Annotated in this window: 19 protein-coding genes; 11 read left to right on the top strand and 8 right to left on the bottom strand. The window is 71.7% G+C overall.

Features of this window, described 5'->3' with window-relative positions; genetic code table 11:
- Positions 1–61: 61 nt before the first annotated feature.
- The gene (gene pepN, locus ACWY4P_RS35345; RefSeq protein WP_456204614.1) at positions 62–2635 is read left to right on the top strand and encodes an aminopeptidase N; all 2574 of its coding nucleotides are present in this window, start codon (positions 62–64) and stop codon (positions 2633–2635) included.
- 64 nt (positions 2636–2699) lie between these two features.
- On the opposite strand, the gene ACWY4P_RS35340 is transcribed toward pepN, so the two are convergent.
- The 4 genes from ACWY4P_RS35340 to ACWY4P_RS35325 all read right to left on the bottom strand — a co-directional run bounded on the left by ACWY4P_RS35340 (position 2700) and on the right by ACWY4P_RS35325 (position 6735).
- The gene (locus tag ACWY4P_RS35340) at positions 2700–3674 is read right to left on the bottom strand and encodes an acyl-ACP desaturase (RefSeq protein WP_456204613.1); all 975 of its coding nucleotides are present in this window, start codon (positions 3672–3674) and stop codon (positions 2700–2702) included.
- A gap of 252 nt (positions 3675–3926) precedes the next feature.
- Positions 3927–4163: a hypothetical protein gene (locus tag ACWY4P_RS35335; protein ID WP_456204612.1), complete on the bottom strand. Its 237-nt coding sequence runs from the start codon at positions 4161–4163 to the stop codon at positions 3927–3929.
- Positions 4160–6412, bottom strand: a complete 2253-nt coding sequence (malQ, locus tag ACWY4P_RS35330; RefSeq protein WP_456204611.1) for a 4-alpha-glucanotransferase — start codon at positions 6410–6412, stop codon at positions 4160–4162. The genes ACWY4P_RS35335 and malQ overlap by 4 nt, the downstream gene beginning before the upstream one ends.
- Positions 6413–6423: 11 nt before the next feature.
- The gene (locus tag ACWY4P_RS35325; RefSeq protein ID WP_456204610.1) at positions 6424–6735 is read right to left on the bottom strand and encodes a hypothetical protein; all 312 of its coding nucleotides are present in this window, start codon (positions 6733–6735) and stop codon (positions 6424–6426) included.
- A 427-nt stretch (positions 6736–7162) separates the two neighbouring features.
- Between ACWY4P_RS35325 and ACWY4P_RS35320 the strand changes: the two genes are divergently transcribed.
- Entirely contained in the window at positions 7163–10150 is a 2988-nt protein-coding gene (locus ACWY4P_RS35320) for a beta-N-acetylglucosaminidase domain-containing protein (RefSeq protein WP_456204609.1), read from the top strand.
- A 155-nt stretch (positions 10151–10305) separates the two neighbouring features.
- Here the strand turns inward: ACWY4P_RS35320 and ACWY4P_RS35315 are convergent, their stop codons facing one another.
- Entirely contained in the window at positions 10306–10842 is a 537-nt protein-coding gene (locus ACWY4P_RS35315) for an HNH endonuclease (protein WP_456204608.1), read from the bottom strand.
- A 382-nt stretch (positions 10843–11224) separates the two neighbouring features.
- Here ACWY4P_RS35315 and ACWY4P_RS35310 point away from each other — a divergent pair, with 382 nt between their 5' ends.
- A complete protein-coding gene (locus ACWY4P_RS35310; protein WP_456213166.1) occupies positions 11225–12331 on the top strand; it encodes a mechanosensitive ion channel family protein in 1107 nt (368 codons plus the stop codon).
- A 109-nt stretch (positions 12332–12440) separates the two neighbouring features.
- Here ACWY4P_RS35310 and ACWY4P_RS35305 read toward each other — a convergent pair whose 3' ends face one another.
- The 3 genes from ACWY4P_RS35305 to iscB are packed head-to-tail and all read right to left on the bottom strand — an operon-like array spanning position 12441 to position 15377.
- Entirely contained in the window at positions 12441–12932 is a 492-nt protein-coding gene (locus tag ACWY4P_RS35305; RefSeq protein ID WP_456204607.1) for a hypothetical protein, read from the bottom strand.
- Between the two features lie 52 nt (positions 12933–12984).
- Entirely contained in the window at positions 12985–13998 is a 1014-nt protein-coding gene (locus ACWY4P_RS35300) for a trypsin-like serine peptidase (RefSeq protein WP_456204606.1), read from the bottom strand.
- Positions 13995–15377 carry an RNA-guided endonuclease IscB gene (gene iscB, locus ACWY4P_RS35295; protein WP_456204605.1) on the bottom strand — a complete coding sequence of 461 codons (1383 nt, stop codon included), beginning with the start codon at positions 15375–15377 and terminating at the stop codon, positions 13995–13997. Before iscB ends, ACWY4P_RS35300 begins: the two co-directional genes overlap by 4 nt.
- Positions 15378–15988: 611 nt before the next feature.
- On the opposite strand from iscB, the gene ACWY4P_RS35290 reads away from it, so the two are divergent.
- The 8 genes from ACWY4P_RS35290 (at position 15989) to ACWY4P_RS35255 (ending at position 25589) form a co-directional block, all read left to right on the top strand.
- Positions 15989–17191 (top strand): ROK family transcriptional regulator, encoded by a 1203-nt coding sequence (locus ACWY4P_RS35290; protein ID WP_456204604.1) that lies wholly within the window; start codon positions 15989–15991, stop codon positions 17189–17191.
- 130 nt (positions 17192–17321) lie between these two features.
- Positions 17322–18653, top strand: coding sequence for an ABC transporter substrate-binding protein (locus ACWY4P_RS35285; protein ID WP_456204603.1), 1332 nt, complete (start codon positions 17322–17324; stop codon positions 18651–18653).
- An 11-nt stretch (positions 18654–18664) separates the two neighbouring features.
- Positions 18665–19618 (top strand): carbohydrate ABC transporter permease, encoded by a 954-nt coding sequence (locus tag ACWY4P_RS35280; RefSeq protein WP_456204602.1) that lies wholly within the window; start codon positions 18665–18667, stop codon positions 19616–19618.
- Positions 19619–19641: 23 nt separating this feature from the next.
- Complete coding sequence (locus tag ACWY4P_RS35275) at positions 19642–20541, top strand: carbohydrate ABC transporter permease (RefSeq protein WP_456204601.1); 900 nt, start codon at positions 19642–19644, stop codon at positions 20539–20541.
- Complete coding sequence (locus tag ACWY4P_RS35270; RefSeq protein WP_456204600.1) at positions 20538–21800, top strand: 6-phospho-beta-glucosidase; 1263 nt, start codon at positions 20538–20540, stop codon at positions 21798–21800. The genes ACWY4P_RS35275 and ACWY4P_RS35270 overlap by 4 nt, the downstream gene beginning before the upstream one ends.
- Positions 21791–22816: an N-acetylglucosamine kinase gene (locus tag ACWY4P_RS35265; protein WP_456204599.1), complete on the top strand. Its 1026-nt coding sequence runs from the start codon at positions 21791–21793 to the stop codon at positions 22814–22816. Before ACWY4P_RS35270 ends, ACWY4P_RS35265 begins: the two co-directional genes overlap by 10 nt.
- Before the next feature lie 266 nt (positions 22817–23082).
- Entirely contained in the window at positions 23083–24528 is a 1446-nt protein-coding gene (locus ACWY4P_RS35260) for a hypothetical protein (RefSeq protein WP_456204598.1), read from the top strand.
- 5 nt (positions 24529–24533) lie between these two features.
- Positions 24534–25589: a glutamate ABC transporter substrate-binding protein gene (locus ACWY4P_RS35255; RefSeq protein WP_456204597.1), complete on the top strand. Its 1056-nt coding sequence runs from the start codon at positions 24534–24536 to the stop codon at positions 25587–25589.
- Positions 25590–25608: the final 19 nt, after the last annotated feature.

Raw genomic sequence — 25608 nt, 5'->3', positions numbered from 1 at the left:
GCGACGGATCGGCCTTGCGTGGAAGGATGGCCGAAACGTCGTATTCGAAGGAGATGCCCAGGTGCCTGGAACGAACCTGACCCGCGAAGAGGCCCAGCGGCGGGCGCGGCTGCTCAGCGTCGACTCGTACGAGATCGAGCTCGATCTCTCCGGCGCTCAGGAGGGCGGCACCTTCCGGTCGGTCACCTCGGTGCGTTTCGACGCGGCCGAGGCGGGCGCGGACTCCTTCATCGACCTGGTCGCGCCCACCGTCCATCAGGTGGTGCTCAACGGGTACGAGCTGGACCCGGCCGAGGTCTTCGCGGACTCCCGGATCGCGCTGAGCGGCCTCCAGGAGGGGCGCAACGAGCTGAGGGTCGTCGCGGACTGCGCGTACACCAACACCGGTGAGGGTCTGCACCGCTTCGTGGACCCGGTCGACCAGCAGGCGTACCTCTACACGCAGTTCGAGGTGCCGGACGCGCGCCGGGTGTTCGCGGGCTTCGAGCAGCCGGACCTGAAGGCCACGTTCCAGTTCACCGTGACGGCGCCCGAGGGCTGGACGGTGATCTCCAACTCGCCGACGCCCGAGCCCAAGGACAACGTCTGGCGCTTCGAGCCGACGCCGCGCATCTCGACGTACATCACCGCGCTGATCGTGGGGCCGTACCACAGCGTGCACAGCAGTTGGGAGGGCGAGGGGCGGTCGGTGCCGCTGGGCATCTACTGCCGTCCCTCGCTCGCCGAGTTCCTGGACTCGGACGCGATCTTCGAGGTGACCCGGCAGGGCTTCGACTGGTTCCAGGAGAAGTTCGACTACGCCTACCCCTTCGCCAAGTACGACCAGCTGTTCGTACCGGAGTTCAACGCGGGCGCGATGGAGAACGCGGGCGCGGTCACCATCCGCGACCAGTACGTCTTCCGCTCCAAGGTCACGGACGCGGCCTATGAGACGCGCGCCGAGACCATCCTCCACGAGCTGGCCCACATGTGGTTCGGCGACCTGGTGACCATGGAGTGGTGGAACGACCTGTGGCTGAACGAGTCGTTCGCCACCTTCACCTCCATCGCCTGCCAGGCGTCCGCGCCGGGCAGCAGGTGGCCGCACGCCTGGACCACCTTCGCCAACTCGATGAAGACCTGGGCCTACCGGCAGGACCAGCTGCCGTCCACCCACCCGATCATGGCCGAGATCCGCGACCTGGACGACGTCATGGTCAACTTCGACGGCATCACGTACGCGAAGGGCGCCTCCGTCCTCAAGCAGCTGGTCGCCTATGTCGGCGAGGAGGAGTTCTTCAAGGGCGTGCAGGCGTACTTCAAGCGCCACGCCTACCAGAACACCCGGCTGTCCGACCTGCTCGGCGCGCTCGAGGAGACCAGCGGCCGGGACCTGAAGACCTGGTCGAAGGCGTGGCTGGAGACGGCGGGGATCAACATCCTGCGCCCGGAGATCGAGACCGACGCCTCCGGCACCATCACCTCCTTCGCCGTCCGGCAGGAAGCCCCGGCCCTGCCGCCCGGCGCCAAGGGCGAGCCCTTGCTGCGCCCGCACCGCATCGCGATCGGCCTGTACGACATCGACGCCACCGGCAAGCTGGTGCGCAGCGACCGGATCGAGGTCGACGTGGACGGCGAGCTGACCCCCGTGTCCGCCCTGGCCGGCCGCAAGCGCCCGGCCGTGATCCTGCTCAACGACGACGACCTGTCGTACGCCAAGGTGCGCCTGGACCCCGACTCGCTGGCCGTGGTCACCGAGCACCTGGGCGACTTCGAGGCCTCCCTGCCGCGCGCCCTGTCCTGGGCCTCGGCCTGGGACATGACCCGCGACGGCGAGCTGGCCACCCGCGACTACCTCTCCCTGGTGCTGTCCGGCATCGCCAAGGAGTCGGACATCGGCGTCGTCCAGTCGCTGCAGCGCCAGGCCAAGCTGGCCCTCGACCTGTACGCGGCCCCCGACTGGCGCGAGACGGGCCTGGCGAAGTGGACCGAGGCCACCGTGGACCACCTGCGGGCCGCCGCGCCCGGCAGCGACCACCAGCTGGCCTGGGCGCGGGCGTTCGCCGACACCGCCCGCACCGACGAGCAGCTCGACCTGCTGTCGGGGCTGCTGGCGGGCGCCGAGACCCTCGAGGGCCTGGCCGTCGACACCGAGCTGCGCTGGGCGTTCCTGGAGCGGCTCGCCGCGACCGGCCGGGCAGACGAGGCCTCGATCGCCGCGGAGCTGGAGCGGGACCGCACCTCGGCGGGCGAGCGCCACGCGGCCACCGCGCGCGCCGCGCGGCCGACGCCGGAGGCGAAGGCCGAGGCGTGGGCGTCGGTCGTGGAGGGCGACAAGCTGCCGAACGCGGTGCAGGAGGCGGTGATCCGCGGCTTCGTCCAGACCGACCAGCGCGAGCTGCTGGCGCCGTACACCGAGAAGTACTTCGCCGCGGTCAAGGGCGCCTGGGACAGCCGCAGCCACGAGATGGCGCAGCAGATCGCGGTCGGCCTCTACCCGACCGTGCAGGTCTCGCAGGCCACGCTGGACGCGACCGACACCTGGCTGGCCTCCGCCGAGCCCAGCGCGGCGCTGCGCCGCCTGGTCACCGAGTGCCGCGCGGGCGTCGACCGCGCGCTGAAGGCCCAGGCGGCGGACGCGGCCGCGGCGGGCTGACGGCACGTACGGCGGCGCCCCGGACCGGGCCGGTCCGGGGCGCCCTCGCGTCTGGTCCCGCGCCTCAGACGCGCTCGGCGCGGGCCGCGCGGCGGGCGAGCCTTGCCTCGCGCCGCTCGTCGAACTTGGTGGCCTGGGCGTCCAGGCCCCCCATGTACAGCCCCAGCTCCTCCTGCGCCTTGAGCCCCTCGCCCGTGAGCCCGGAGATCTCCAGCACCTTGAGGAAGCGCAGCACGGGCTGCAGTACGTCGTCGTGGTGGATGCGCAGGTTGTAGATGCCGCCGATGGCCATCAGCGCGGCGGCCCGCTCGAACCCGGGCATGCCGTGTCCCGGCATACGGAAACCGACTACCACATCGCGGACGGCGCACATGGTCTGGTCGGGCGCCAGCTCAAACGCCTTCCCCAGCAGATTCCGGTAGAAGACCATGTGCAGGTTCTCGTCGGTGGCGATACGGGCCAGCATCCGGTCGCAGACCGGGTCGCCGGAGTGGTGGCCGGTGTTGCGGTGCGATATACGGGTGGCGAGCTCCTGGAAGGCCACGTACGCGATGGAGTGCAGCATGCTGTGGCTGTTGTCGGACTGGAACCCCTCGGACATGTGCGCCATCCGGAACCGCTCCAGCTCGACCGGGTCGACCGCGCGGCTGGTCAGCAGGTAGTCACGCATGACGATGCCGTGCCGGCCCTCCTCCGCCGTCCACCGGTGCACCCAGGTGCCCCACGCGCCGTCGCGGCCGAAGAGCGAGGCGATCTCGTGGTGGTAGCTGGGCAGGTTGTCCTCGGTGAGCAGATTGACCACGAGGGCGATCCGGCCCACGTCGGTGACCTTGGACTGCTCGGGCGCCCACGCCTCGCCGCCCATCACGCCGTCGAAGTTGCGGCCGTCGCTCCACGGCACGTACTCGTGCGGCATCCACTCCTTGGCGGCCTTCAGATGCCGGTTGAGCTCCACCTCGACGACCTCTTCGAGCGCGTACAGCAGACGGCTGTCGCTCCATACGGCCTGACCGTGACGGTGGGTCGGGGCGAGGGTCACAGTGGGCTCCTGGGGGGACGTCGTGCGATGCGAAACCTACGGCGCCGTAGGTTTGACTTACGGCTCCGTAGGTTACGACACCGTAGGTTAAAGCGCGAATAAACGGCCCGGTACGCACCGGAAAAAACTCGCGGGAAAACGTCGGGAAACGCGGCGAGGGCGCCCGCCGGCATCCAGCCGGGGGCGCCCTCGTCACGGCGTCCTCTGTGTCAGTTCGTATCGCTCAGCTGTATCAGCTCGTGTCAGCTGGTGTCAGTCGCTGCGCTTGCGCGTCTTGTCGCCGAGCATCACCAGACCGGCGATCACGCCGAAAAGCACGAGGGGAGCGACGACGTAGAGGCCCAGCGTCTCGGCGACGCTCAGGCCCGGACCCGGGTCGTCACCGTCGTCGCGGAACGCGAACGCGGGGGACGACACCATCAGCATCGCCGTCGTCGCGGCGATGACGGCACCGGCGCGAACGGCGTTCTTTTTGACCTTGTTGCTCACGGACTCACGGTATCGGACGCCCTCGCGCCCCGCGTGCCCGGGGTGGGCTTGCCCCGGCCCCCGACCACGCCCCCGCGCCGCGCCCCCCGCGCCACCTCGCCCATCAGGGCGTGCAGCCGGGGGGAGGCCACCAAATCCTCCAGCGACACGGGGCGGCCGGTCGCGTCCGCGATGGGCAGCCGCCAGTTCGGGTACTGGTCCCACGTCCCGGGGAGGTTCTGCGGGCGCCGGTCCCCCACCGTGTCCGGCAGCCACACGCCGACCAGCTTCGCCGGGGTACTCAGCAGAAAGCGGTGGACCGCCTTGACCGCACCCTCCTCGTCGCCCGGCCCCTCCGGCAACAGCCCCAGCCGCCCCAGCAGCACCAGCCACTCCCGGACCTCCACCGCGTCCTCGGCCCGCTCATGCGCGAGCGGGCGGGTGAGCAGGCCGAGCCGGTGCCGCAGCTCGACATGGCCGCCGGTGAGCCGGGCGGCGGTGCTCGGCAGGTCGTGGGTGGTGACGGTGGCCAGGCAGTCGGCGCGCCACTCCTCAGGCGCCAGCGGACGGGCGCGGGCGGGCGAGGCGCCCCCGGGCCGCTCGCTCACGTCGCCCCCGCTGCCCTCACTGTCCCCGCTGTCCTCGCCGTTCCTGCTGCCCTGGCCGTCCCCGTCGCCTTCGTTGTTGTAGTTCCGCTCGAACCACAGCACCGACGTGCCCAGCACCCCCCGCCCGGCCAGCGCCTCCCGCACCCCCGGCTCGACCGTGCCCAGGTCCTCGCCGATGACCGCCGCCCCCGCGCGGTGCGCCTCCAGCGCGAGCACGCCGAGCATGGCCTCCGCGTCGTAGCGGACGTAACAGCCCTCGGTCGGCTCCCGTCCCTCCGGCACCCACCACAGCCGGAACAGACCCATCACATGGTCGATGCGCAGCGCGCCCGCATGCCGCAGCAGCCCGCGCAGCAGGTCGCGGTAGACGGCGTACCCCGTGGCGGCCAGGGCGTCCGGCCGCCACGGCGGCAGCCCCCAGTCCTGCCCCCGGGAGTTGAACGCGTCCGGCGGCGCGCCGATCGACATCCCGGACGCGAAGACGTCCCGAAGCGCCCAGGCGTCGGCGCCCGACGGGTGCACCCCGACCGCCAGGTCGTGCACCAGGCCGATGGCCATCCCGGCGTCGAGCGCGGCGCGCTGGGCGGCGGCCAGCTGCCCGTCCGTCAGCCAGGCGAGCCAGCAGTGGAAGTCGGCCCGGTCCAGGTGCTCGCCCCGGGCTCGGGCGACCGCGGCGGACCGGGCGTCGGCCAGGCCGTTTGGCCAGACGCGCCAGGCGGGGCCGTGGATCTCGGCGAGCGCGCTCCAGATCGCGTGGTCCTCGAGGGCCTGGCCGCGCTCGGCCAGGAAGTCGCAGTAGGCGGCCCGGCGGCCGGGGCTGAGCGGCACGGTCCGCACCAGCTCCAGGGCCTCCCGCTTGAGCGTCCACACCGCGTCCCGGTCGATCAGCGCGCCCTCGTGGAGCACCGCGGTGCGCAGCGCGGCGGCCTGCTCCAGCAGCTGGTCGACGCGCTCGCGCGCGGGGCCGCGCAGCTGGACGTACTCGGGCACGGCCTCGACCCGCAGATGGACCGGGTCGGGGAAGCGGCGCGAGGAGGGGCGGTACGGCGAGGGGTCGGTGGGCTCGGCGGGCGTGCCGGGCACGGCCGCGTGCAGCGGGTTGAGCTGGACGAACCCGGCGCCCAGCGCCCGGCCCGACCAGGCGGCGAGGTCGGCCAGGTCGCCGAGGTCGCCCATCCCCCAGGAGCGCGCGGACAGCAGCGAATACAGCTGCACGAGGAAGCCGTGGCTGCGCGCCGGGGGGACCGGCATCCGGTCGGGGGTGACGATCAGGGTGGCGGTGGCCGAGCCGCCGTCGGGGGCATGGGCGTGCACGGTGTGACGGCCCAGGGGGAGCGCGGAGGCCGCCGGGCCGTCGGCTCCGGGCCGCCAGTCGCGCGCCGCCCCGTCCTCGGTCTCCACCCGCAGCGCGGTGCCTTCGGGCAGCCGCAGCCGTGGCGGCCGGCCGGGGCGCACCACCACGCAGGGCGGCAGCAGCCGGGCGCTCTCCTCGCGCTCGTGCCGCTCCAGGGCGGCCTGTACGGAGTGGGGGGTCGAGGCATCCACGCCGAGCGCGGCGAGCACGGCGACGACGGTGTCGTCGGGCACGCGCACGGTGCGGCCGGGGGCGGGCTCGTAGGAGGTGGCGACGCCGTGCAGCTCGGCGAGGAGCGCTCTGCCCATCAGGACTCCATTCAGAACTCCATCGGCCCCATGCCCGCCCCGGCGCCGAACCCGGCGGTGGTCGGCTCACTCGTCAGCGGCGGTTCGGCGGCGAGCGGGGGCTCGCTGGTCAAGGGGGCGATGTCGGCGGGCGCGGGCTCACTGGTGAGCGGCGCCTCCGTGTGCAGACCGGAGCCGGATCCCTCCAGGCCGCACAGGCCGCAGTCGGGGTGGGAGACCCCGGCGAACGGGTCGGGCTCCCCCGGTCCGGATGCGGTTTCGGTCACAGGCTCGGTCACAGGTTTGGAGAGAGCGGAGAGCAGAAGCTGAGCTGACGCGGCCACACGGGCCTCCGTGGGGTGTCGGCAGTGGGACAGGGGCAGGCCTACCCACTCGAGGCGGTCGCAGACGTAACCGGCCCCCTGACGTGCCTCAGGTCACATTCCCCTGACACAGATGATTTGACGGCCGTAAGGGGCCCGAGGCACATAGCTTACTGACCGACCCGACATTCTGGCGTCAGACTTTCGGTCACGGCTCATGCCCCGGCCGCCCCCGGGACGCCCCCACCGCAGTGCTCATCTCGTCACACCACACACCATGGCATTACCGGCACTTCGGTCACCGCCGTTGACACTCTCAGGCGGGCGATGGTGGGCTCGGCGCCTATCAGGGCTACACCTAGGCGAACCACCAGTCCGTATCGAGGAGAAGCCCGTGCAGTTGCGGGGAAGTCGAGGACGAACATCGAGGGCGGCCGGAGCCACGGCCATGGCCGCCGCCGTCATCGGCGGACTGCTGGGCGGCGCGCCGGGCGCGGCCGCCGCACCAGGGGAGCGCGGCACCCCCGGCACCTCGACGACGGACCGCGAGAGCGACGGCGGCGTGCCGCCCGTATGGCCGCGCCCGCAGTCGCTGCGCGCCCAGGGATCCGACGTGAGCGTGGGCCAGGAGGTCACGCTCATAGCCGACGCCGACTCCGACCCGTACGCGCTGGACGCGCTGCGCGCCCTGCTGCACGACGCCGGGGCGCGCGTCGTCAACGAGGCCACCGAGCCCACTCCCAAGGGGATGCCACTGGCGGACGGGCTGGTGGTGCGCGTCGGCGGGCGGGGCGCGCAGAGCGCGCTGCGCGCCCTGGGCGCGCCCGAGCGCGGTGACCTGCCCTCCGGCGGCTACCGCCTGGCGGCCGGCCAGGCGGCCGGGGCGCCGACGGTCGCGCTGTCCGGCGTCGGCCCGGACGGCCTCTTCCACGCCGTCCAGACGCTGCGCCAACTCCTGATCCGGCCCGCGGGCGGCACCGGGACGGGCTCCGGCGGCTTCCCGGGGGTCGTCGTCCGCGACTGGCCCGCGGCCGTGGTGCGCGGCACCACGGAGGGCTTCTACGGCGAGCCCTGGTCCCACCGGGACCGGCTCGCCCAGCTCGACTTCATGGGCCGTACGAAGCAGAACCGCTACCTCTACGCGCCCGGCGACGACCCCTACCGCCAGGCCCGCTGGCGCGACCCGTACCCCGCCGAGCGGCGCGAGGAGTTCCGGGAGCTGGCCGGCCAAGCCCGCCGCAACCACGTCACCCTCGGCTGGGCGGTCTCCCCCGGCCAGGAGCTGTGTTTCTCCTCCGCCGGCGACCGCAAGGCGCTGCTGCGCAAGGTGGACGCCATGTGGGCGCTCGGGGTGCGCGCCTTCCAACTCCAGTTCCAGGACGTGAGCTACAGCGAGTGGCACTGCGACGCGGACGCCGACACCTTCGGCTCGGGCCCCGAGGCGGCGGCGAAGGCGCAGGCCGAGGTCGCCAACGCGGTCGCCGGGCACCTGGCCGCGCGCCACCCGGACGCCGTTCCGCTCTCCTTGATGCCGACCGAGTACTACCAGGACGGCGACACCGACTTCCGGCGCGCGCTGGCCGACCGGGTCGACCCCGGCGTGGAGATCGCCTGGACCGGCGTCGGGGTGGTGCCCAAGACCATCACCGGGAGCGAACTGGCCGGGGCCCGCGCCGCGTTCGGCCACGCCCTGGTCACCATGGACAACTACCCGGTCAACGACTACGCCCAGGACCGGGTCTTCCTCGGCCCGTACACCGGGCGCGCCCCGGCCGTCGCCACCCAGTCCGCGGGTCTGCTCGCCAACGCCATGGAGCAGCCGGCCGCCTCCCGTATCGCGCTGTTCACCGCCGCCGACTTCGCCTGGAACCCGCGCGGCTACCGCCCCAACGAGTCCTGGCGGGCGGCCGTCGACGACCTGGCCGGGCCCGACCCCCGCACTCGCGCGGCCCTGCGCGCGCTCGCCGGAAACGACGCGTCCTCGGTCCTCGGCGGCGAGGAGTCCGCGTATCTGCGCCCGCTGATCGAGGCGTTCTGGACGGCGCTGTCCGGGGGCGAGGGGCAGCGGCTCGACCGGGCGGCGGACCGGCTGCGCTCGGCCTTCACCACGATGCGGGACGCCCCCGACCGGCTCGACGCGGCCCTGGGCGGCGAGCTGGGCCCCTGGCTCGACCAATTGGGGCGCTACGGCGACGCCGGGGTGCGGGCCGTGGACATGCTCACCGCCCAGGCGCGCGGCGACGGAGCGGCGAGCTGGTCGGCCCGGACCGCGGTGCAGGAGCTGCGCGAGAAGATCGCGGAGAGCCGGGCGACGGTGGGCAAGGGCGTCCTGGGCCCCTTCCTGAAGGAGGCCCTCGCCCGGGCCGACGCCTGGTCGGGCCTGGACGGCGCGGACCCGAAGTCGCTGCACACCTCCAAGGCCCAGCGCGCCGCCGCCGACGGCGACGCGGCGACCTCGCTGTCCCCCACCGGCCCGGTCACGGTGCGCTTCGACCGCGCCCGCCCGCTCACCGCCGTCTCCACCCTCACCGGCCGCGCGGCCGCCTCGCCCGGCACCGTCTGGGCCCATGTCCCGGGCGAGGGCTGGCGGCGGCTCGGCGCGGTCTCCGGCAGCGGCTGGACCCAGCTCGCGGGCCGTGGCGTACGGGCCGACGCGGTACGGCTGGCCTGGGAGGCGGGCGCGACACCGCCCGCCGTGCACGAGATCACCCCTTGGTTCGCCGACACCCCGGCCGCCGAGCTGCGGCTGTCCCGGGACGTGGTCGACGCGGAGACCGGCGGCCGCGCCGTCGTCGAGGCGCGCGTCACCGCCCGCCGCCCCGAGGACATCCACGGCAAGCTCACCGTCCACGCGCCGCGCGGCGTCCGTGTCAAGGCCGACAAGGCGGTGACCGCCCCGCGCGGGTCCACCGCGACCGCCCGGATCGAGGTTTCGGTCCCGGACAGGACCAAGGCGGGGACCTTCACCGTCCCGGTGCGCTTCGGCTCGCAGGAGAGCGTGCTGACCGTACGGGCCTTCCCGCCCACCGGCGGCCCGGACCTGGCCCGCGCGGACGGCGCGAAGGCGACGTCGTCCGCCGATGAGACCGCCGACTTCCCGGCCTCGGCCGCGATCGACGGCGACCCCGCCACCCGCTGGTCCTCCCCCGCCGACGACGGCGCCTGGCTACAGCTGGAACTCGCCCACCCGGCCCGGGTCGGCCGGCTCGACCTGCGCTGGCAGGACGCGTACGCCTCCCGCTACCGCGTCCAGGTCTCGGCCGACGGCCGCACCTGGCGCACGGCGGCGACCGTCTCGGACGGCCGGGGCGGGAACGAGACCGTCCGGATGGATGCCCCCGGCACCCGCTTCATCCGCATCCAGGGCGCCGAGCGCGCCACCCGCTTCGGCTACTCCCTGTGGTCGGTGGCGGCGTACGCGGTGACAACGGACTGACTTGGGCCGACACAGGCCGCCGCGGACCTCTGCGACGACGCTTGGCCCTACGAGGCGGAACCGCGCGTGGCCCCCGCTCCGCCGGGGGCCACTGTCCACAGTCCGCCGCGCGGACCGCGCCGAGGCAGATACGCAGACATGACAATGGCCCGGTCTCAGGCAGATTTGCCGTCGATCCGGGCCATGGCGTCCTCCGCGCCGTACGGCTGCAGGTATGGCAGCCAGCGCGGGTCCCTATGGCCTGTGCCGATGATCCGCCAGGCGAGGCCCGCCGGTGGCGCCGGCTGATGGCGCAGCCGCCAGCCGATCTCCGCGACATGGCGGTCGGCTTTGACATGGTTGCAGCGACGACACGCGGCGACCACGTTCTCCCATGTGTGCTGGCCGCCGCGGCTGCGGGGGATGACGTGGTCGACGCTGGTCGCCACGCCTCCGCAGTACGCACATCGCCCGCCGTCGCGGGCGAACAGCGCGCGGCGGGTGAGTGGGACGGGGCCCCGGTAGGGCATCCGGACAAATCGCTTCAAGCGGACCACGCTGGGTGCGGGTATGACACGGGTCGCGCTGTGCATCAGGGCGCCTGAGTCCTCAAGGCTGACGGCCTTGTCGTTGAGGACGAGTACGAGCGCGCGGCGGAGCGGTACGACGCCGAGCGGCTCGTACGACGCGTTGAGGACCAGGACGTGCGGCACGGGTGCCTCCTTGTACGCCGGCGGCGCGTGGCTCGCGCCGGGACGATCTCCCCTAGTTTCCCCTGAACCCTGGCCGGAACGCCACCATCACCGGGTTAACGGTTGAGAGGCATTTCCGCGTACCGCGCGCATACCGCCGGAAGAGCGGATTCTGGCGGTTGTCCGGGCCCGCGGACACTCATGGGAGTGGCGAGAATCACGGGCCGCCCGGGCCCGCGGCGGAAACCGCCGGGCTGACGCCCTCACCCCGCTCTTGTACGCCCCCTCGGCGCCCTCACGCGCTCTCGAACACAGGAACGGCACATTCCAGGGCCCGGCTACTGTGTGAGGGGTTGCCCGCGCGGTCCTCCGTGCGGGCATGTCGCACATGAAGGGTTTCGCTGTGTTCTGGTCCGCTGCTCCGGCCGCAGACGCCACGCCTACTCCCACCGATCCCAGCACCCCCACCACGCTGAAGGACGCGCAGGAAAGCGCCACCAACGCCGCGGGCTGGGTGGAGGAGAACTGGTCCACCTGGCTCAGCATCGGGCTGCGCATCGCCCTGGTCCTGGTGATCGCGTTTGTGCTGCGGACCGTGGTGCGGCGCGGGATCACCAAGCTGATAGAGCGCATGAACCGCACCGCCCAGGCCGTGGACGGCACCGCGCTGGCCGGCCTGCTGGTCAACGCCGAGCGGCGGCGCCAGCGGTCCGCGGCGATCGGCTCGGTGCTGCGCTCCGTCGCCTCGTTCGCGATCATGGGCACGGCGGCGCTGATGATCCTGTCGACGCTGCAGATCAACCTGGCGCCGCTGCTGGCCAGCGCCGGTGTCGCGGGTGTGGCCATCGGTTTCGGCGCCCGCAACCTGGTCACCGACTTTCTGTCCGGCGTGTTCATGATCCTGGAGGACCAGTACGGGGTCGGCGACTCGATCGACGCCGGGGTGGCCTCCGGCGAGGTGATCGAGGTCGGGCTGCGCGTCACCAAGCTGCGCGGCGACAACGGCGAGATCTGGTACGTGCGCAACGGCGAGGTCAAGCGGATCGGCAACCTCAGCCAGGGCTGGGCCACGGCCGGCGTGGAGGTCCAGATCCGCGCGGACGAGGACCTGGACGAGGTCCGTGCGCTGATCACGCAGGTCGGCGTGGACATGGCCAAGGAAGAACCCTGGAACGAGCGGCTGTGGGAGCCGATCGAGGTGCTCGGGCTGGACGCGGTCTACCTGGACTCCATGGTCGTGAAGGTGTCGGTGCGGACCATGCCGGGCAAGGCGCTCGGCGTCGAGCGCGAGCTGCGGTGGCGGATCAAGAAGGCGCTGGACGAGGCGGGGATCAGCATCGTCGGCCGCCCGCTGGACCCGGACCTACAGCCCGAGGATGCCGCCAATTCGGCGACGACGACCGTCGCGCCGCCCTCGGCCTTGTCCAACCCGGACTCCCCGCAGTCCCTGGCCACCACCCCGATCCCGCCGCCGGCCACCCCGCCGGCCGCCCCGCCCATCCAGAAATAGCCGCGAAGTAGCCGAGAAGCAGCCGGGAAACAGCGGCACGCACAGCCACGGTGGTCGCGCGGCTGTGCGTGCGGGGTCTCAGGCTGTGGGTCTCAGGCTGTGGGTGGTCTCACGCCGTGACGGTCAGGGTGTTGCTCCAGACCAGTTGGCCGTTCTCATAGCGCTCGTCGTGGGCGCTGAAGTGGACGCGCTCGCCCGGATACGCCCCGTAGAGATAGACGATCGGGTTGGGGCAGACCAGCAGCGGCGGCAGTGTGGCCTTGGGGTCCACCGGGACGGAGATGCTCCCGGAGGGGTCGGAGGTGGTCTGGAGCAGCGTCGGGCTGGTGCGGAGGTCGGAGAGGGTGACGGTGCCGCAGGTCGGCACCGAACCCGAGACGGCGGTCCTGACCCACACCCGGTGACTGGGCAGGAAGCCGCTGCCGGTCAGGGTCTTGGACTGGATGTCGTAGCTGATCAGCGTGGGCCCGGCGGCCACCCGCGCGGCGGCCGCGGGCGCCGCCGCGGCCTGGGTGGCGGGGACGAGGAGGGTGGTGGAGACCGCGAGGGCCGTGCCCACCGCGAGCGCGGCGCGGACGGCGAGTGTCTTCAGAGCGCGCATGATGGTTCCTCAATTCCGCTGTGGATGACGTCAGCTGTGAGTCAGCTGTGAGTCAGCTGTCGGCGACCCGGTAGTAGAAGTCCCTGAACTCGGTGTTGACGTAGGGGCTCTGGAGCCAGCCACTGGGCTGGTGGATACTCGTCACGCCGTTGACGTAGCCGAGCGTGGTACCGGGTTCGACGTTCATCAGCCAGCGGCCGCCCCGGGAGAGCCCGCCGTCCGACGGGGCGCAGGGCATCTCGATGCCCCCGAAGGAGGCGGCGCGGGTGTAGCCGCCGCACCCGGAGGGGATCTGCCCGTTGACGGAGTATCCGTTGGCGCCCATGAACAGGTCCTTGGGCTGGTTCCAGGCGAAGCCGTCGCCGCCGACCCTGTCGACGAGCCGTTGGCCGGACTCGTTGGGGTGGGTGGTCGCCAGCCCGAAGTCGTAGTTCATATTGCCGTCGTCGATCCACGCGTTGAACGTGTATCCCCAGTCGCCGACGAACTTGCCGTAGGGCGCGCTCCCCCTGAAGTAGCCGGGAATGAACACCCAGTTGTTCATCCACGCGTGCGCCGCCCTGCTGTACACACAGCTGCCGGAGGTGACCACCAGCCGACGCGAGCCGCTGTTCAGCGCGTTGCCGTCGCAGGCCTTGTCCTTGCCGTCGAACGGATCGACGTACAGGATCCGCCCGACGCGGGTCGGAATCTCGGCGGCCGCGGTGAGCGCCCCCTGGCTGCTCGCCGCGGCCGGGGGTACGGAGCCGGGCTCGGCGGTGGGCTCGGTGGCGGGAGCCGCGACCTGCCGCTGGGCGTGCTCCATGGCGCCCCGGGACAGGCCGCCGCGCTGGTATGCGGCGTGCCGCATCCGCTCCGGCGTCCAGTAGGCCCGTACCGCTTCGGCAGCGTCGGCCCGGGCGGCGTCCGGGCCGCCCCCGGTCTGCGTCAGCGCCGCCGACGCCGCGCCCGCGCCGTTCGACCCGCCCGGGCTGCCCGACGCGGCCCGCGCACCGCCGGCCCCGGCGGCGACCGCGAGCAGCACGGCGATGAGCACCGCGAGCGGCCCTCGTGAGGTTGTTTTCATCGAGAACTCCTTGCATCGGGTATCCCCGGCTTCGGCCGGCGGAGGGGACGCGTCGCTCGGTTCTCCGGCACGGTGCGTCGGGGCATCGCTGTGGAATGCTCGGGAGCGGTGGTGTAGGCGTATCCGTCTGCTCGTTGGAGGAGGCGGACGTGGTTGTGTCGAATGCCTTGGACTATGCCGTAGCGGGTGGTGATGTTGAAGCTGCCGGTGGCGCGGACGGCGACACGTCCGGTATGTGTCCCAGCCTTCTTGCCGGTGGGTACGTGGGCGCGTACGAGGTCGCCGGTGGTGAAGCCGAAGAACTGCTTGCGGCGGGGCATGCGCAGACGGGGGAAACCGTGCTTTTCAGTGCGGGTGCGGGTATGGGTACCGCGCCCGGTGCATCCTGCGAGCAGGACCGTGGTGACGGTTTCGGTGATCGTGTCGAGCTTGCCTACGGCGAGAGCGTCGAGAGTGTGGGTCTTGGCCAGGCCGCAACGGATGCGGTTCCACTTGGTGCGGCCCCCGGAGGCGGTGAGCGTGGGCCAGCGGACATTCAGGACGCGCCACAGGGCCGAGCGGGTGGACTGCACGGCTGCCGCGTCCCGCAACGGCGCCTTGGCCTGCGCCTTGATGCGGGCCAGGAGCTTCGGCTTTGGGGCCAGGAACTCCTCCACAGGCCGGTTCGACTTGGTTTCGTTGCAGGGCAGGCAGGCCAGGGCCAGGTTCGAGATCCGGTCGGAGCCGCCGCGTGAGCGGGGGTGGATGTGGTCGATGTTCAGCGGCACCCCGGTCGCACCGCAGTAGGCGCACGTCCGATTCCATTTGGCGAGCAGGTATTCACGGACTTCGTATCCGTACAGGGTGCCCCGCTGGTACTCGGCGCCTTCCAACGGGCGACCGGCCGCGAGTGCGTGAGTGTCGAATGCGACCCGCTCCACATGCACGGCTCTCACCGGCGCCCAGCGGGCCAGGCGGGTCGCCCACGACAAAGTGGTGTCCACCCGGTGTTGGAGCGACGGCGGGAGCCGGCCCTCGCTCCGGGCACGGTTGAGGAACCTCGGCGCGCGGTAACGCAGGTTCCGCGTACGGCGTCCGCGCCGGTAGGCGGCGCGCTGCTCCAGCTTCTTGCGGATCGTCGCGCCCCGGTGGTCGAGCTGCACGCTGTACCGGGCCCGGCGCTCCCCCGCGCGGGCGGTGAACACCGCGAGACCGGTGTGCTTGCTGCCCGGGTCGACACCAATCTCTACCCCGTCTATCTCGGACTGGGCCACGGTGCGGTCCTTGAGTCGGATGACGAATGGGGTGTGACGGTGGACAACCGCACGTCCCTTCTTGAGCAGCTTGCGGGCACGGGCCGCAGTGCAGGGCTGCAACGGCGTGCCGTGCCTGTCGAGCACGAACACGAACGAGTGCCGCTCACGCGGCTCCTCCCCAACCAGGTGGTTGGGGGTGACGCCCGCATCGCTAGGCGAAGCGTTGCGGGTCTCCTCTCGCACATGTTCCGCGCCCGGTACCGCAGCGCGGTGTTCGAGTCCCGTTTCGTCCCTGTTCCCGGGGTTGTCTGCTGACTCGAATTCCAGAGCAAGCTGCTGAGGAGGCACAGCCTGGTGGGTCTTCTGTCGTGCGCGGAACGTAGCCAACTTCGGTCACCTCCTCCATGGGTGTTGGCTGGTGCTGGTAACACACGGGCCTCAGCCGGGTCGGCTGAAAGCCCCCGCCCTCAGGCGGGCGAACCGGTTACGCGCTCCCCGTTCTCTCGATTGCCCGCGACGGTGGCAGGCGTCGCTCGACCGCCGCTGGAGGAACCCTCGCCTCCGGCCCCGGCCCACCCCGGCCTACTCCGGCCCTCGCCAGCCTGGCCGCCCCGGCCACGCCCGCCGGCCCGCCGCCGCGCGCCCACTCACCCGGCCGCACCCATTGACGCCTCGCCGCCCCGCCCCTTACCTTGCTGTTCATCAATAGGAAAGTTTCTTAACAGAGACGTTCAAGCGATACGGGGGCACCCACCATGGCGGCATCAGGCACTCCGGGGACGCCGCGCGTGCTGCGCGCCATGAACGACCGGGCCGCGCTCGAACTGCTGGTCGCGCACGGGCCGCTGACCAGGACCCGGCTCGGCGAGCTGACCGGGCTCTCCAAGCCCACCGCCTCCCAGCTACTGACCCGTCTGGAGGCCGCAGGACTGGTCCGGACGACCGGGAACGTCACCGGCCGCCCCGGGCCCAATGCCCAGCTGTACGAGATCAACCCGGCCGCCGCCCATGTCGCGGCGCTCGCCGTCGACCAGGAGGGCATCACCGCCGCCGTCGCCGACATCACCGGCCGGATCCTCGGCGAGCACCGGGTGAACGCCGAGGCGACCGCCGAGTCGGTGCGCAACCGTACCGGCGAGCTCGTCGCCGAGGCCGTGGACGGCGCGCTGGCCGCCGCCGGGCTCACCCGGGGCGAGCTGCGGCAGACGGTGATCGGCACCCCCGGCGCGCTCGACCCGCACACCGGGGTGCTGCGCTACGCACCCCACCTGCCGGGCTGGCAGTCCCGCACCATGCGGGACGAGCTGGCCGAGGTGCTGGGCACGCCCCTGGTCATCGAGAACGATGTCAACCTCGCGGCCGTCGCCGAGCAGCACCACGGCACCGCGCAGGACTTCGACGACTTCGCGCTGGTCTGGGCCGACGAGGGCGTCGGCGCGGCCATCGTGCTCGGCGGCACCCTGCTGCGCGGGGCGACCGGCGGCGCCGGGGAGATCGGCTATATGCCGCTGCCGGGGGCTCCGCTCGCGCGCGGCGGGGACGACAGCGCCGCCCGGCCGGACGCGGGCGGGGGCTTCCAGAAGCTGGTCGGCTCCCCCGCCGTGGTCGAACTGGCCCGGGAGCACGGTATCGAGGCGCCCACCGCCACCAAGGCGCTCGCCGCCGCGCTGCGCACACCCGGCGCGGGCGACGCCGTCCTCACCGAGCTGGCCCGCCGTCTGGCCACCGGGCTCGCCTCGGTCGTGGCGGTGGTCGACCCGGAGCTGGTGGTGCTCTCCGGGCAGGTCGCCCAGGCCGGCGGGGAGCGGCTGCGCGAGCTGGTCGAGGCCGAGATGACCGGGCTCGCGCTACCCCGGCCGCGCTTGCGGATCAGCGCCATCGAGGGGGATCCGATTCTCATCGGCGCGCTGCAGACGGCGCTCGCCGATGCCCGCCACACCGTCTTCGACACCGCCTGACCCCGGCAACTTCCCCTGAGTTCCCGTCCCCCGACGACACCTGGTCCCGAATCGCCGCACCCAACCCCCCGCCCGGCGCCCCGCACCGCCGCTTCCCCTGCCGTTCCCCCGCGCACAAGGAAGTCCGTCCATGCCACGACGATCATTGGCCCGTCTCGCGTCGGCGCTCGGCACCGCCGCCCTGCTCCTGGCGGGCTGTGCCAACCCGAGCACCGGCAGTGCCGACGACGATCCAACCAAACCGGTCACGCTCAAGTTCTGGCACGGCTGGTCGGAGAAGAACGAAGTCAAGGCGATCAACGACAGCATCGCCCGCTTCGAGAAGCTCCACCCCAATATCAAGGTGAAGTCCGTCGGCAATGTCACCGACGAGACCATCAACCAGGCGCTACGGGCCGGCGGCGGCGACGCCCCCGACGTCGTCACGTCCTTCACCACCAACAATGTGGGCCAGTACTGCTCGTCCGGGATGTGGGCCGATCTCGACCCGTTCATGAAGAAGACCGGTCTCGACAAGGAGAAGGTCTTCCCCAAGACGCTGCTGGACTACACCAGTTATGAGGGCAAGCAGTGTGCGCTGCCGCTGCTCGCCGATGCCTACGGCATGTACTACAACAAGGACGCCTTCAAGGAGGCGGGCATCGCGCGGCCCCCGCGCACCATGTCGGAGCTCAAGCGGGACGCCGCCAAGCTGACCAAGCGCACCAAGGACGGCGGATACGAGCGGGTGGGCTTCATGCCCAACTTCCGGCTGTACCAGAACAGCCCGGACCGGCTCTTCGCCCAATGGGGCCCGACGTACTTCGACAAGGACGGAAAGGCACGGCTGGCGAAGGAAGGAAAGATCAAGGACTTCTACGCCACCGTGCGGGACCTGATCCAGGAACAGGGCGGATACGGGGCGCTGGAGACCTTCCGCACCTCCTTCGGCGATGAATTCTCCGCCCAGAACGCCTTTCTGACCGGCAAGCTGGCCATGCACTTGGACGGCGAATGGCGCGGCCTCTTCCTCAAGGACGCGAAGTTCAAGTGGGGCACCGCCCCGCTGCCCGTACCCGACGACCAGGCCGACACCTACGGCCGGGGCTATCTCACCGGCACCGTCACGGGCATCGCGCACAGCAGCAAGCACCAGAACGCCGCCTGGGAACTGGTGCGTTTCCTGACCGCCGACACCGATCAGGTGGTCGCCTTCGCCAACGCCATTCACAATGTGCCGTCCACCAAAGCGGCGCTCGCCTCCCCCGAGCTGGACTCCGATCCGACCTTCCGCGCCTTCCTCGACATCGCGCAGAACAAGTACAGCAACGCCCTTCCGCCCTCGATCAACGGCGGACAGTACGTGGTCTCGCTACAGGACCTCTCGTACAACGTGGAGGCGGGAAAGGTCCATGACCTGGACAAGGGCCTCAAGGAACTGGACGACCAGATAGACGCCGACATTCTGCAGGCACAGGACTGAGGGGGCACGAAATGGCCACGATGACAACCGCCCCCGCGCTGCGCCGCAAGCACCGGCGCGCGCGGCTGCGCACCCTCGGTTTCCTCTCCCCCTGGCTGGTCGGCTTCACCGTCTTCTTCGGCTATCCGCTGATCGCCACCATCTACTTCTCCTTTATGCACTACAACCAGATCAAGGCGCCCACCTTCGTGGGCCTGCGCAACTGGCGGTATGTGCTGGAGCAGATGCCGCTGTTCGGCCCGGCCCTGTGGAACACGCTCTGGCTGGTCGTGGTGATGGTCACGCTGCGCGTCGTGTTCGGCCTGGGCATCGGACTGCTGGTCACCAGGATAAAGTCGGGCGTCGGTTTCTTCCGCACCGCCTTCTATCTCCCCTATCTCGCCCCTCCGGTCGCCGCGACCGTCGCGTTCGTCTTTCTCCTCAACCCCGGCTCCGGCCCGGTGAACGACATTCTCGGCAAGATCGGGATCGACGCGCCGAACTGGTTCAACGACCCGGCCTGGGCCAAGCCCTCGCTTGTGATGCTGTCCCTGTGGGGCATCGGCGACCTTATGGTCATCTTCATGGCCGCGCTGCTGGATGTGCCGAAGGAGCAGTACGAGGCTGCAGAGCTGGACGGCGCCGGGGCGTTCACCAAATTCCGCTATGTCACCTGGCCGTCGATCACACCTATCGTGATGTTCGCGGTCGTGACGGGTGTGGTGCAGACCATGCAGTACTACACCCAGGCCCTGGTCGCCGGAAAGCTCGCCTCGGGCGTCAGCATCGGCCCCGGCACGGTCATCCAGCCCGGCTACCCCGACCACTCCACGCTCACCGTGCCACAGCTCGTGTACTCGCTCGGCTTCCAGAACTTCAACACCGGAGCCGCCTGCGCGCTCTCGCTTGTGCTCTTCGCGATCGCGATGGCCGTCACCACCCTGCTGATGCGCCGGCGAGCCGGCCTGCTGTCGGCGGACGACTGAGAAGGCTCGGAGGACCAACCGACATGACCACCACCCTCTCGGCACCGTCCGCGCCGGTACGGCCCGCCGCCCGCCCCTCCGCCGCCCCGGCCGCCCGCCGCAAGGCCGTACTGCACTGGATCGCCGTGCACGCGGTCGCCGTCGCCGCCGCGCTCTTCTTCGTGCTGCCGTTCGTCTTCGTCTTTCTGACCTCGGTGATGAGTGACAGCCAGGCGATGAGCGGCGAGCTGTGGCCCGACGCATGGCACTGGTCCAATTACACCGAGGTCTTCAACACCCCCGGCTTTCTGGACTGGTGGCGCAATTCCCTGATATACGCCGGGCTCGGCACGGCGTTCACGCTCATCTCGTCCGTGCCGGTCGCCTACGCACTCGCCAAATTCCGCTTCCGCGGCCGCCGCACCGCCATGATCCTCGTCATCTCCACGATGATGCTGCCACCGCAGGTCGTGGTAGTGCCGATGTATCTGGTCTGGGCCCAGCAGTTCCATCTGTCGGGGTCGCTGTGGCCGCTGATCATTCCGATGGCGTTCGGCGACGCGTACTCCATCTTTCTGCTCCGGCAGTTCCTGCTGACGATCCCCGGGGAATACCTCGAATCCGCGAAGGTGGACGGCTGCGGGGAGCTGCGGACCCTGCTGCGGATCATCGTGCCCATGGCCAAGCCGGGCATCGCGGCCGTCGCGCTCTTCCAGTTCTTCTACTGCTGGAACGACTACTTCGGCCCGCAGATCTACGCCGCGCAGAATCCGGGCGCCTGGACGCTGTCGTACGGCCTGGAGAGTTTCAAGAGCGCGCACAGCGTCAACTGGAATCTGACGATGGCCGCGACACTGCTGGTCATGGCCCCCGTCATCATCGTCTTCTTCTTCGCTCAGAAAGCCTTCGTCGAAGGCGTCACACTGACAGGAGTCAAGGGTTGAAGCTCGCAGTGGTGGGTGGCGGATCCACCTACACCCCCGAACTCGTCGACGGATTCGCCCGCTTGCGGGATGTGCTGCCGATGGAGGAGCTGGTCCTGGTCGACCCGGCCGCCGACCGGCTGGAGCTGGTCGGCGGGCTGGCGCGAAGGATCTTCGCCAGGCAGGGCCACCCCGGCCGGATCTCCTGGACCGACGACCTGGACGCGGGCGTGGACGGCGCGGACGCGGTCCTGCTGCAGCTGCGCGTCGGCGGGCAGGCCGCCCGCGACCAGGACGAGACCTGGCCGCTGGAGTGCGGCTGCGTCGGGCAGGAGACCACCGGCGCAGGCGGGCTCGCCAAGGCGCTGCGCACGGTCCCGGTCGTGCTGGACATCGCCGAGCGGGTGCGCCGCCGCAACCCCGACGCGTGGATCGTGGACTTCACCAACCCCGTCGGCATCGTGACCCGCGCGCTGCTGACGGCGGGGCACCGGGCGGTCGGGCTGTGCAATGTCGCGATCGGCTTCCAGCGGAAGTTCGCGAAGCTGCTGGGCGTGGCCCCGGACGAGGTGTCGCTGGACCATGTCGGCCTCAACCACCTCACCTGGGAGCGGGCGGTGCGGCTGGGCGGCCCGGACGGCGAGGACGTGCTGCCCAAGCTGCTCGCCGAGCACGGTGACGCGATCGCTGACGATCTGCGGATGCCGCGCGCGCTGGTCGACCGCCTCGGCGTCGTGCCGTCCTACTATCTGCGGTACTTCTACCAGCACGACGCGGTGGTGCGGGAGCTGAAAACCAAACCGTCGCGGGCGGCCGAGGTCGCGGCGATCGAGCGGCAGCTGCTGGAGATGTACGCCGACCCGGCCCTCGACGAGAAGCCCGAGCTGCTGGGCAAGCGCGGCGGCGCCTTCTACTCGGAGGCGGCGGTCGATCTGACCTCGCCCCTGCTGCGGGACACTGGCGAGGTGCGCATCGTCAACACCTTCAACCAGGGCACGCTGCCCTTCCTCCCGGACGACGCGGTGATCGAGGTCCCCGCGGCCGTGGACGCGCGCGGCGCGAGCCCGCTGCCCGTGCGCCCCCTGGAACCCCTTTACGCGGGGCTGGTCGCCCATGTCACCGCGTACGAGGATCTGGCGCTGGAGGCGGCGTTGAAGGGCGGCCGCGAGCGGGTCTTCGACGCCCTGCTGGCCCACCCCCTGATCGGCCAGATCGAATACGCCGAGAAGCTGACCGACACCCTCATCGCACACAACCGGGAGCACCTGGCGTGGGCCTGAAGCAGTCCCAGGATTTGACAGCCCACCCACCGCGCCCGTCCGTCCTGGCGGTCGACGCGGGCAACAGCAAGACCGACGTGGCCCTGGTCGGCCCGGACGGGGCGGTCCTCGGCACCGCGCGCGGCGGCGGCTTCCAGCCGCCCGTCGTGGGCGCCGAGGCCGCGGTGGCCTCGCTCGCCCCGCTGGTGGCGCGGGCGGCGCGGGCCGCCGGGCTCGACGGGCCGCCGCACACCGAGCACGTCTCCGCCTGCCTGGCCAATGTGGACCTCCCGGCCGAGGAGGAGCAGGTGACGCCGCTGCTGGCGGCCCAGGGCTGGGGGTCGACCGTCGCGGTCGCCAACGACACCTTCGCACTGCTGCGGGCCGGGGTCGCGGACGACGGCGAGCCGACCGGCGTCGCCGTCGTCTGCGGCGCGGGCATCAACTGCGCGGGCCTGGGCCACGGCGGCCGCACCGCGCGGTTCCCCGCCATCGGCCGGATCTCCGGCGACTGGGGCGGTGGTGGTGATCTGTCGAAGGAGGCGATGTGGTGGGCGGCGCGCGCGGAGGACGGCCGCGGCGCGCCGACCGCCCTGGCCCGCGCCCTGCCCGAGCACTTCGGCCTGGCCACCATGTACGACCTGATCGAGGCGCTCCACCTGGGGCGGATCGCCCCGGCGCGGCGCCACGAGCTGACGCCGCTGCTCTTCGCGGTGGCCGACTCCGGCGACGAGATCGCGCGCGCCCTCGTCGCCCGGCAGGCGGAGGAGGTGGTCACCATGGCCACGGTCGCCCTGACCCGTCTCGAACTCCTCGGTGAACAGACACCGGTGGTCCTCGGCGGCGGTGTGCTCGCGGCGCGCCACCCACTCCTGGACGGCCGGGTCCGCGAGCTGCTCGCCGAGCGCGCCCCCAAGGCCGAGCCGAGGGTGATCACCGCGCCGCCCGTGCTCGGAGCCGCCCTGCTCGGTCTGGACCGCATGGCCGCGCCCGCGGCCGCGTACGCCACGCTGCGCGCCCACTACGCCCCGCGCTGAGGACCCCGACTTTCCAGGTCGCGGCGGGTTATTGGGAACCGAAACGCGCCGAGAAGCGTATGAGAAGTTGGGAGAAGGAGGACGACGCGGACACCCTCGGGGCCGGCGGCCCAGAGGCGAAGATCGCGATCGGGCCAAGATCCGGGCACGACCGGTGTGCTCGTCAGCGGCTGCGTCCATACTGCTCCCCGGATACCTGTCCTCCGCCGCACCGGGCGACGGGCCGTCGACAGTGACTGAGGGGTCAGGACCGAGGGGGAGGTCTCGTGGCATACCCGCCGACCACCGGCGCGGCCGGAGCAGCGGCCGCGGGCGCGTCGTCGGGGCGGCGGCGGGCCGCGTGGCGGGAGGGCGTCGAGCGGGCCCGGGCCGCGGCGACGACCGAGCCGGGGCGGCTGCGCGTCATCGGAGCCGTGCTCGCGGCGCTGGTGGTGGCGTTCGGGGCGGTGACGGCCTGGCAGGTCTCCGACCGGCAGACCGCGGCCGACGCGGTCGTCGAGCACAGCCAGCCGCTGAGCGCCGACGCGGCGAGCATCTACCGCTCCCTCGCCGACGCCGACACCACCGCGGCGAGCGCCTTCCTGGCCGGCGGGCAGGAGCCGACCGATGTGCGAAGGCGGTACGAGGCGGACATCGACCGGGCCTCCAAGCTGCTGGTGCGGGCCGCGGCGAACACGGACGGCTCGGCCACCGCCCGCGAGGAGATACGCCGGATCAACGAACTCCTGCCGGTCTACACGGGCCTGGTCGAGTCCGCGCGCGCCAACAACCGCCAGGGGCTGCCGCTGGGCGGCGCCTATCTGCGGTATGCCAACGACACCATGCGGCAGCAGCTGTTGCCCGCCGCCGGGCGGCTGTACCAGGCCGAGACCGCGCGGCTCGGCGAGGACTACGAGGAGGCGACCTCCTGGCCGTGGGCGGCGATCGGCATAGGAGTCGCCGCGCTGGCCGCCCTGGGCTGGGCCCAGCGCCGTGACTTTCTACGCACCAACCGGGTGTTCAACCGCGGGCTGCTCGCCTCGGCCGCCGCCTCGGCGGTGGCGCTGGTGTGGCTGGCGGTCGGCCACGGCCTCGCCCGCTCCGCGCTGAACGACTCCGACAACCATGGGGCCCAGTCCCTGCATGTGCTCAACGAGGCCCGGATCGACTCGCTGCGCGCCCGTGGCGACGAGAACCTCACGCTGGTCGCGCGCGGCGCGGTCGTCGTCGACAAAGAAGGCAAGGACAAGGGCAAGGACGCCTATGAGGTGGGCTATGCCGAGCAGATGTCCGGCCTCATAGGCGACGACGGCGCCGACGCCGGAAGCGTCGCGGGCGGTGACAAAGCCGGGGCCGCCCCCGGCAGCCTCCTGGCCCGGGCACGGGACCTGGCGGACGACGGCGAGGGCCGCGCCCCGGTGGACGAGGCCATCACGCGCGTACGGGAGTGGCAGGTGCGCCACAAGACCGCCCGCGCCGCCGACGACGCGGGCAACTACAAGGACGCGCGGGCGAAGGTCATCGGTGGCAAGGGCAGTACGGGCGAGTCCTTCGACAAGGTCGACGCTCTGCTGGCGAAGGCCCTGGACCACGAGCAGCGGGAGTTCAAGCGGGCGGCGGACGACGGGCGCGGCGCGCTGACCGGGCTGGCGCTCGGCGCCGGGGTGCTGGCCGCGCTGGGCGCGGCGGCCGCGCTGCTGGGCATAGGCCGCCGGCTGTCGGAGTACCGGTGAGGGCGATGGGGGGCCTGAGGATGCGATCGGGGCGATCAGTGCGATCGGGCACTGCGGCGGCCGTCTGCGCCCTGGGGGTGGCCACGGCGATCTTCGTGCCCGTGGCGCTGGACGACCAGGGCGACGGGACCGGGAGCGGGAGCGGGCGCGGCGACGGGACCGGGGTGCACCCGCGGGCCGCGCGCACCACAGCGGCGACCACCGCGGAGAAGTGCGTCCGGCCGGAGGCCAGCCTGCGTCCGTCGAGCGCGAGCGGCCCGGCGATACAGCGCATCAAGAACCGGAAGGTCGACGGCCACAAGCTGGGCAAGCTGATCGCCGGGGTGGACCAGAACAGCTACCGCTGGGGCTACCGCGACCCGGCCACCGGCGACCTCACCGGCTTCGACATCGAGCTGGTGCGCGCCGTCGCCAAGGACATCTTCGGCGACCCGGACGCGGTCATCTACCGCGCCATCCCCACCAGCCAGCGGGTCAAGGCCCTACAGCAGGGCAAGGTGGACATCGTCGTCCGCACCATGACCATCAACTGCGACCGTCTCAAGGACGTCGCCTTCTCCACCGCCTATTTCAAGGCCGGGCAGCAGGTGCTGGTCCCCGAGGGCTCCTCCGTCACCGGGTACAACACCTCGCTGCGCGGCAAGAGGGTCTGCACGGCGCAGGGTTCCACCGCCGAGGCCGAGCTGGACAAGGAACAGGGCGGCGCCAAGGAGCTGGGCGCGATCAAGGTCGACCCGGTGCCCAACCAACTCGACTGCCTGGTCCGACTACAGCTCGGCCAGGTCGACGCCGTGATCACGGACAATGCCCTGGCGGCCGGGCAGGCGGCCCAGGACCCGTCCGTCAAGCTCGTCGGCAAGCCGTTCACCGACGAGTTCTACGGCGTGGCGATGAACAAGAACGACAGGGACCTGGTACGCCGGGTCAACAAGGTGCTGGAGGAGTACCGCTCCGGCGGTGACAACAGCCCCTGGATGCGGGCCTACCGCAAGTGGCTCGCCGAAGATCTCGGCAGGACGGAGGAGAATCCGGCGGCACCGGCGCCCACGTACAAGGACTAGCGGCCAAGGACTAGCGGCC

This window comes from Streptomyces sp. LZ34 (assembly GCF_053890475.1).
Note: the sequence above shows the minus strand (reverse complement) of the source record. Positions and strands in the feature narration are given on the sequence as shown.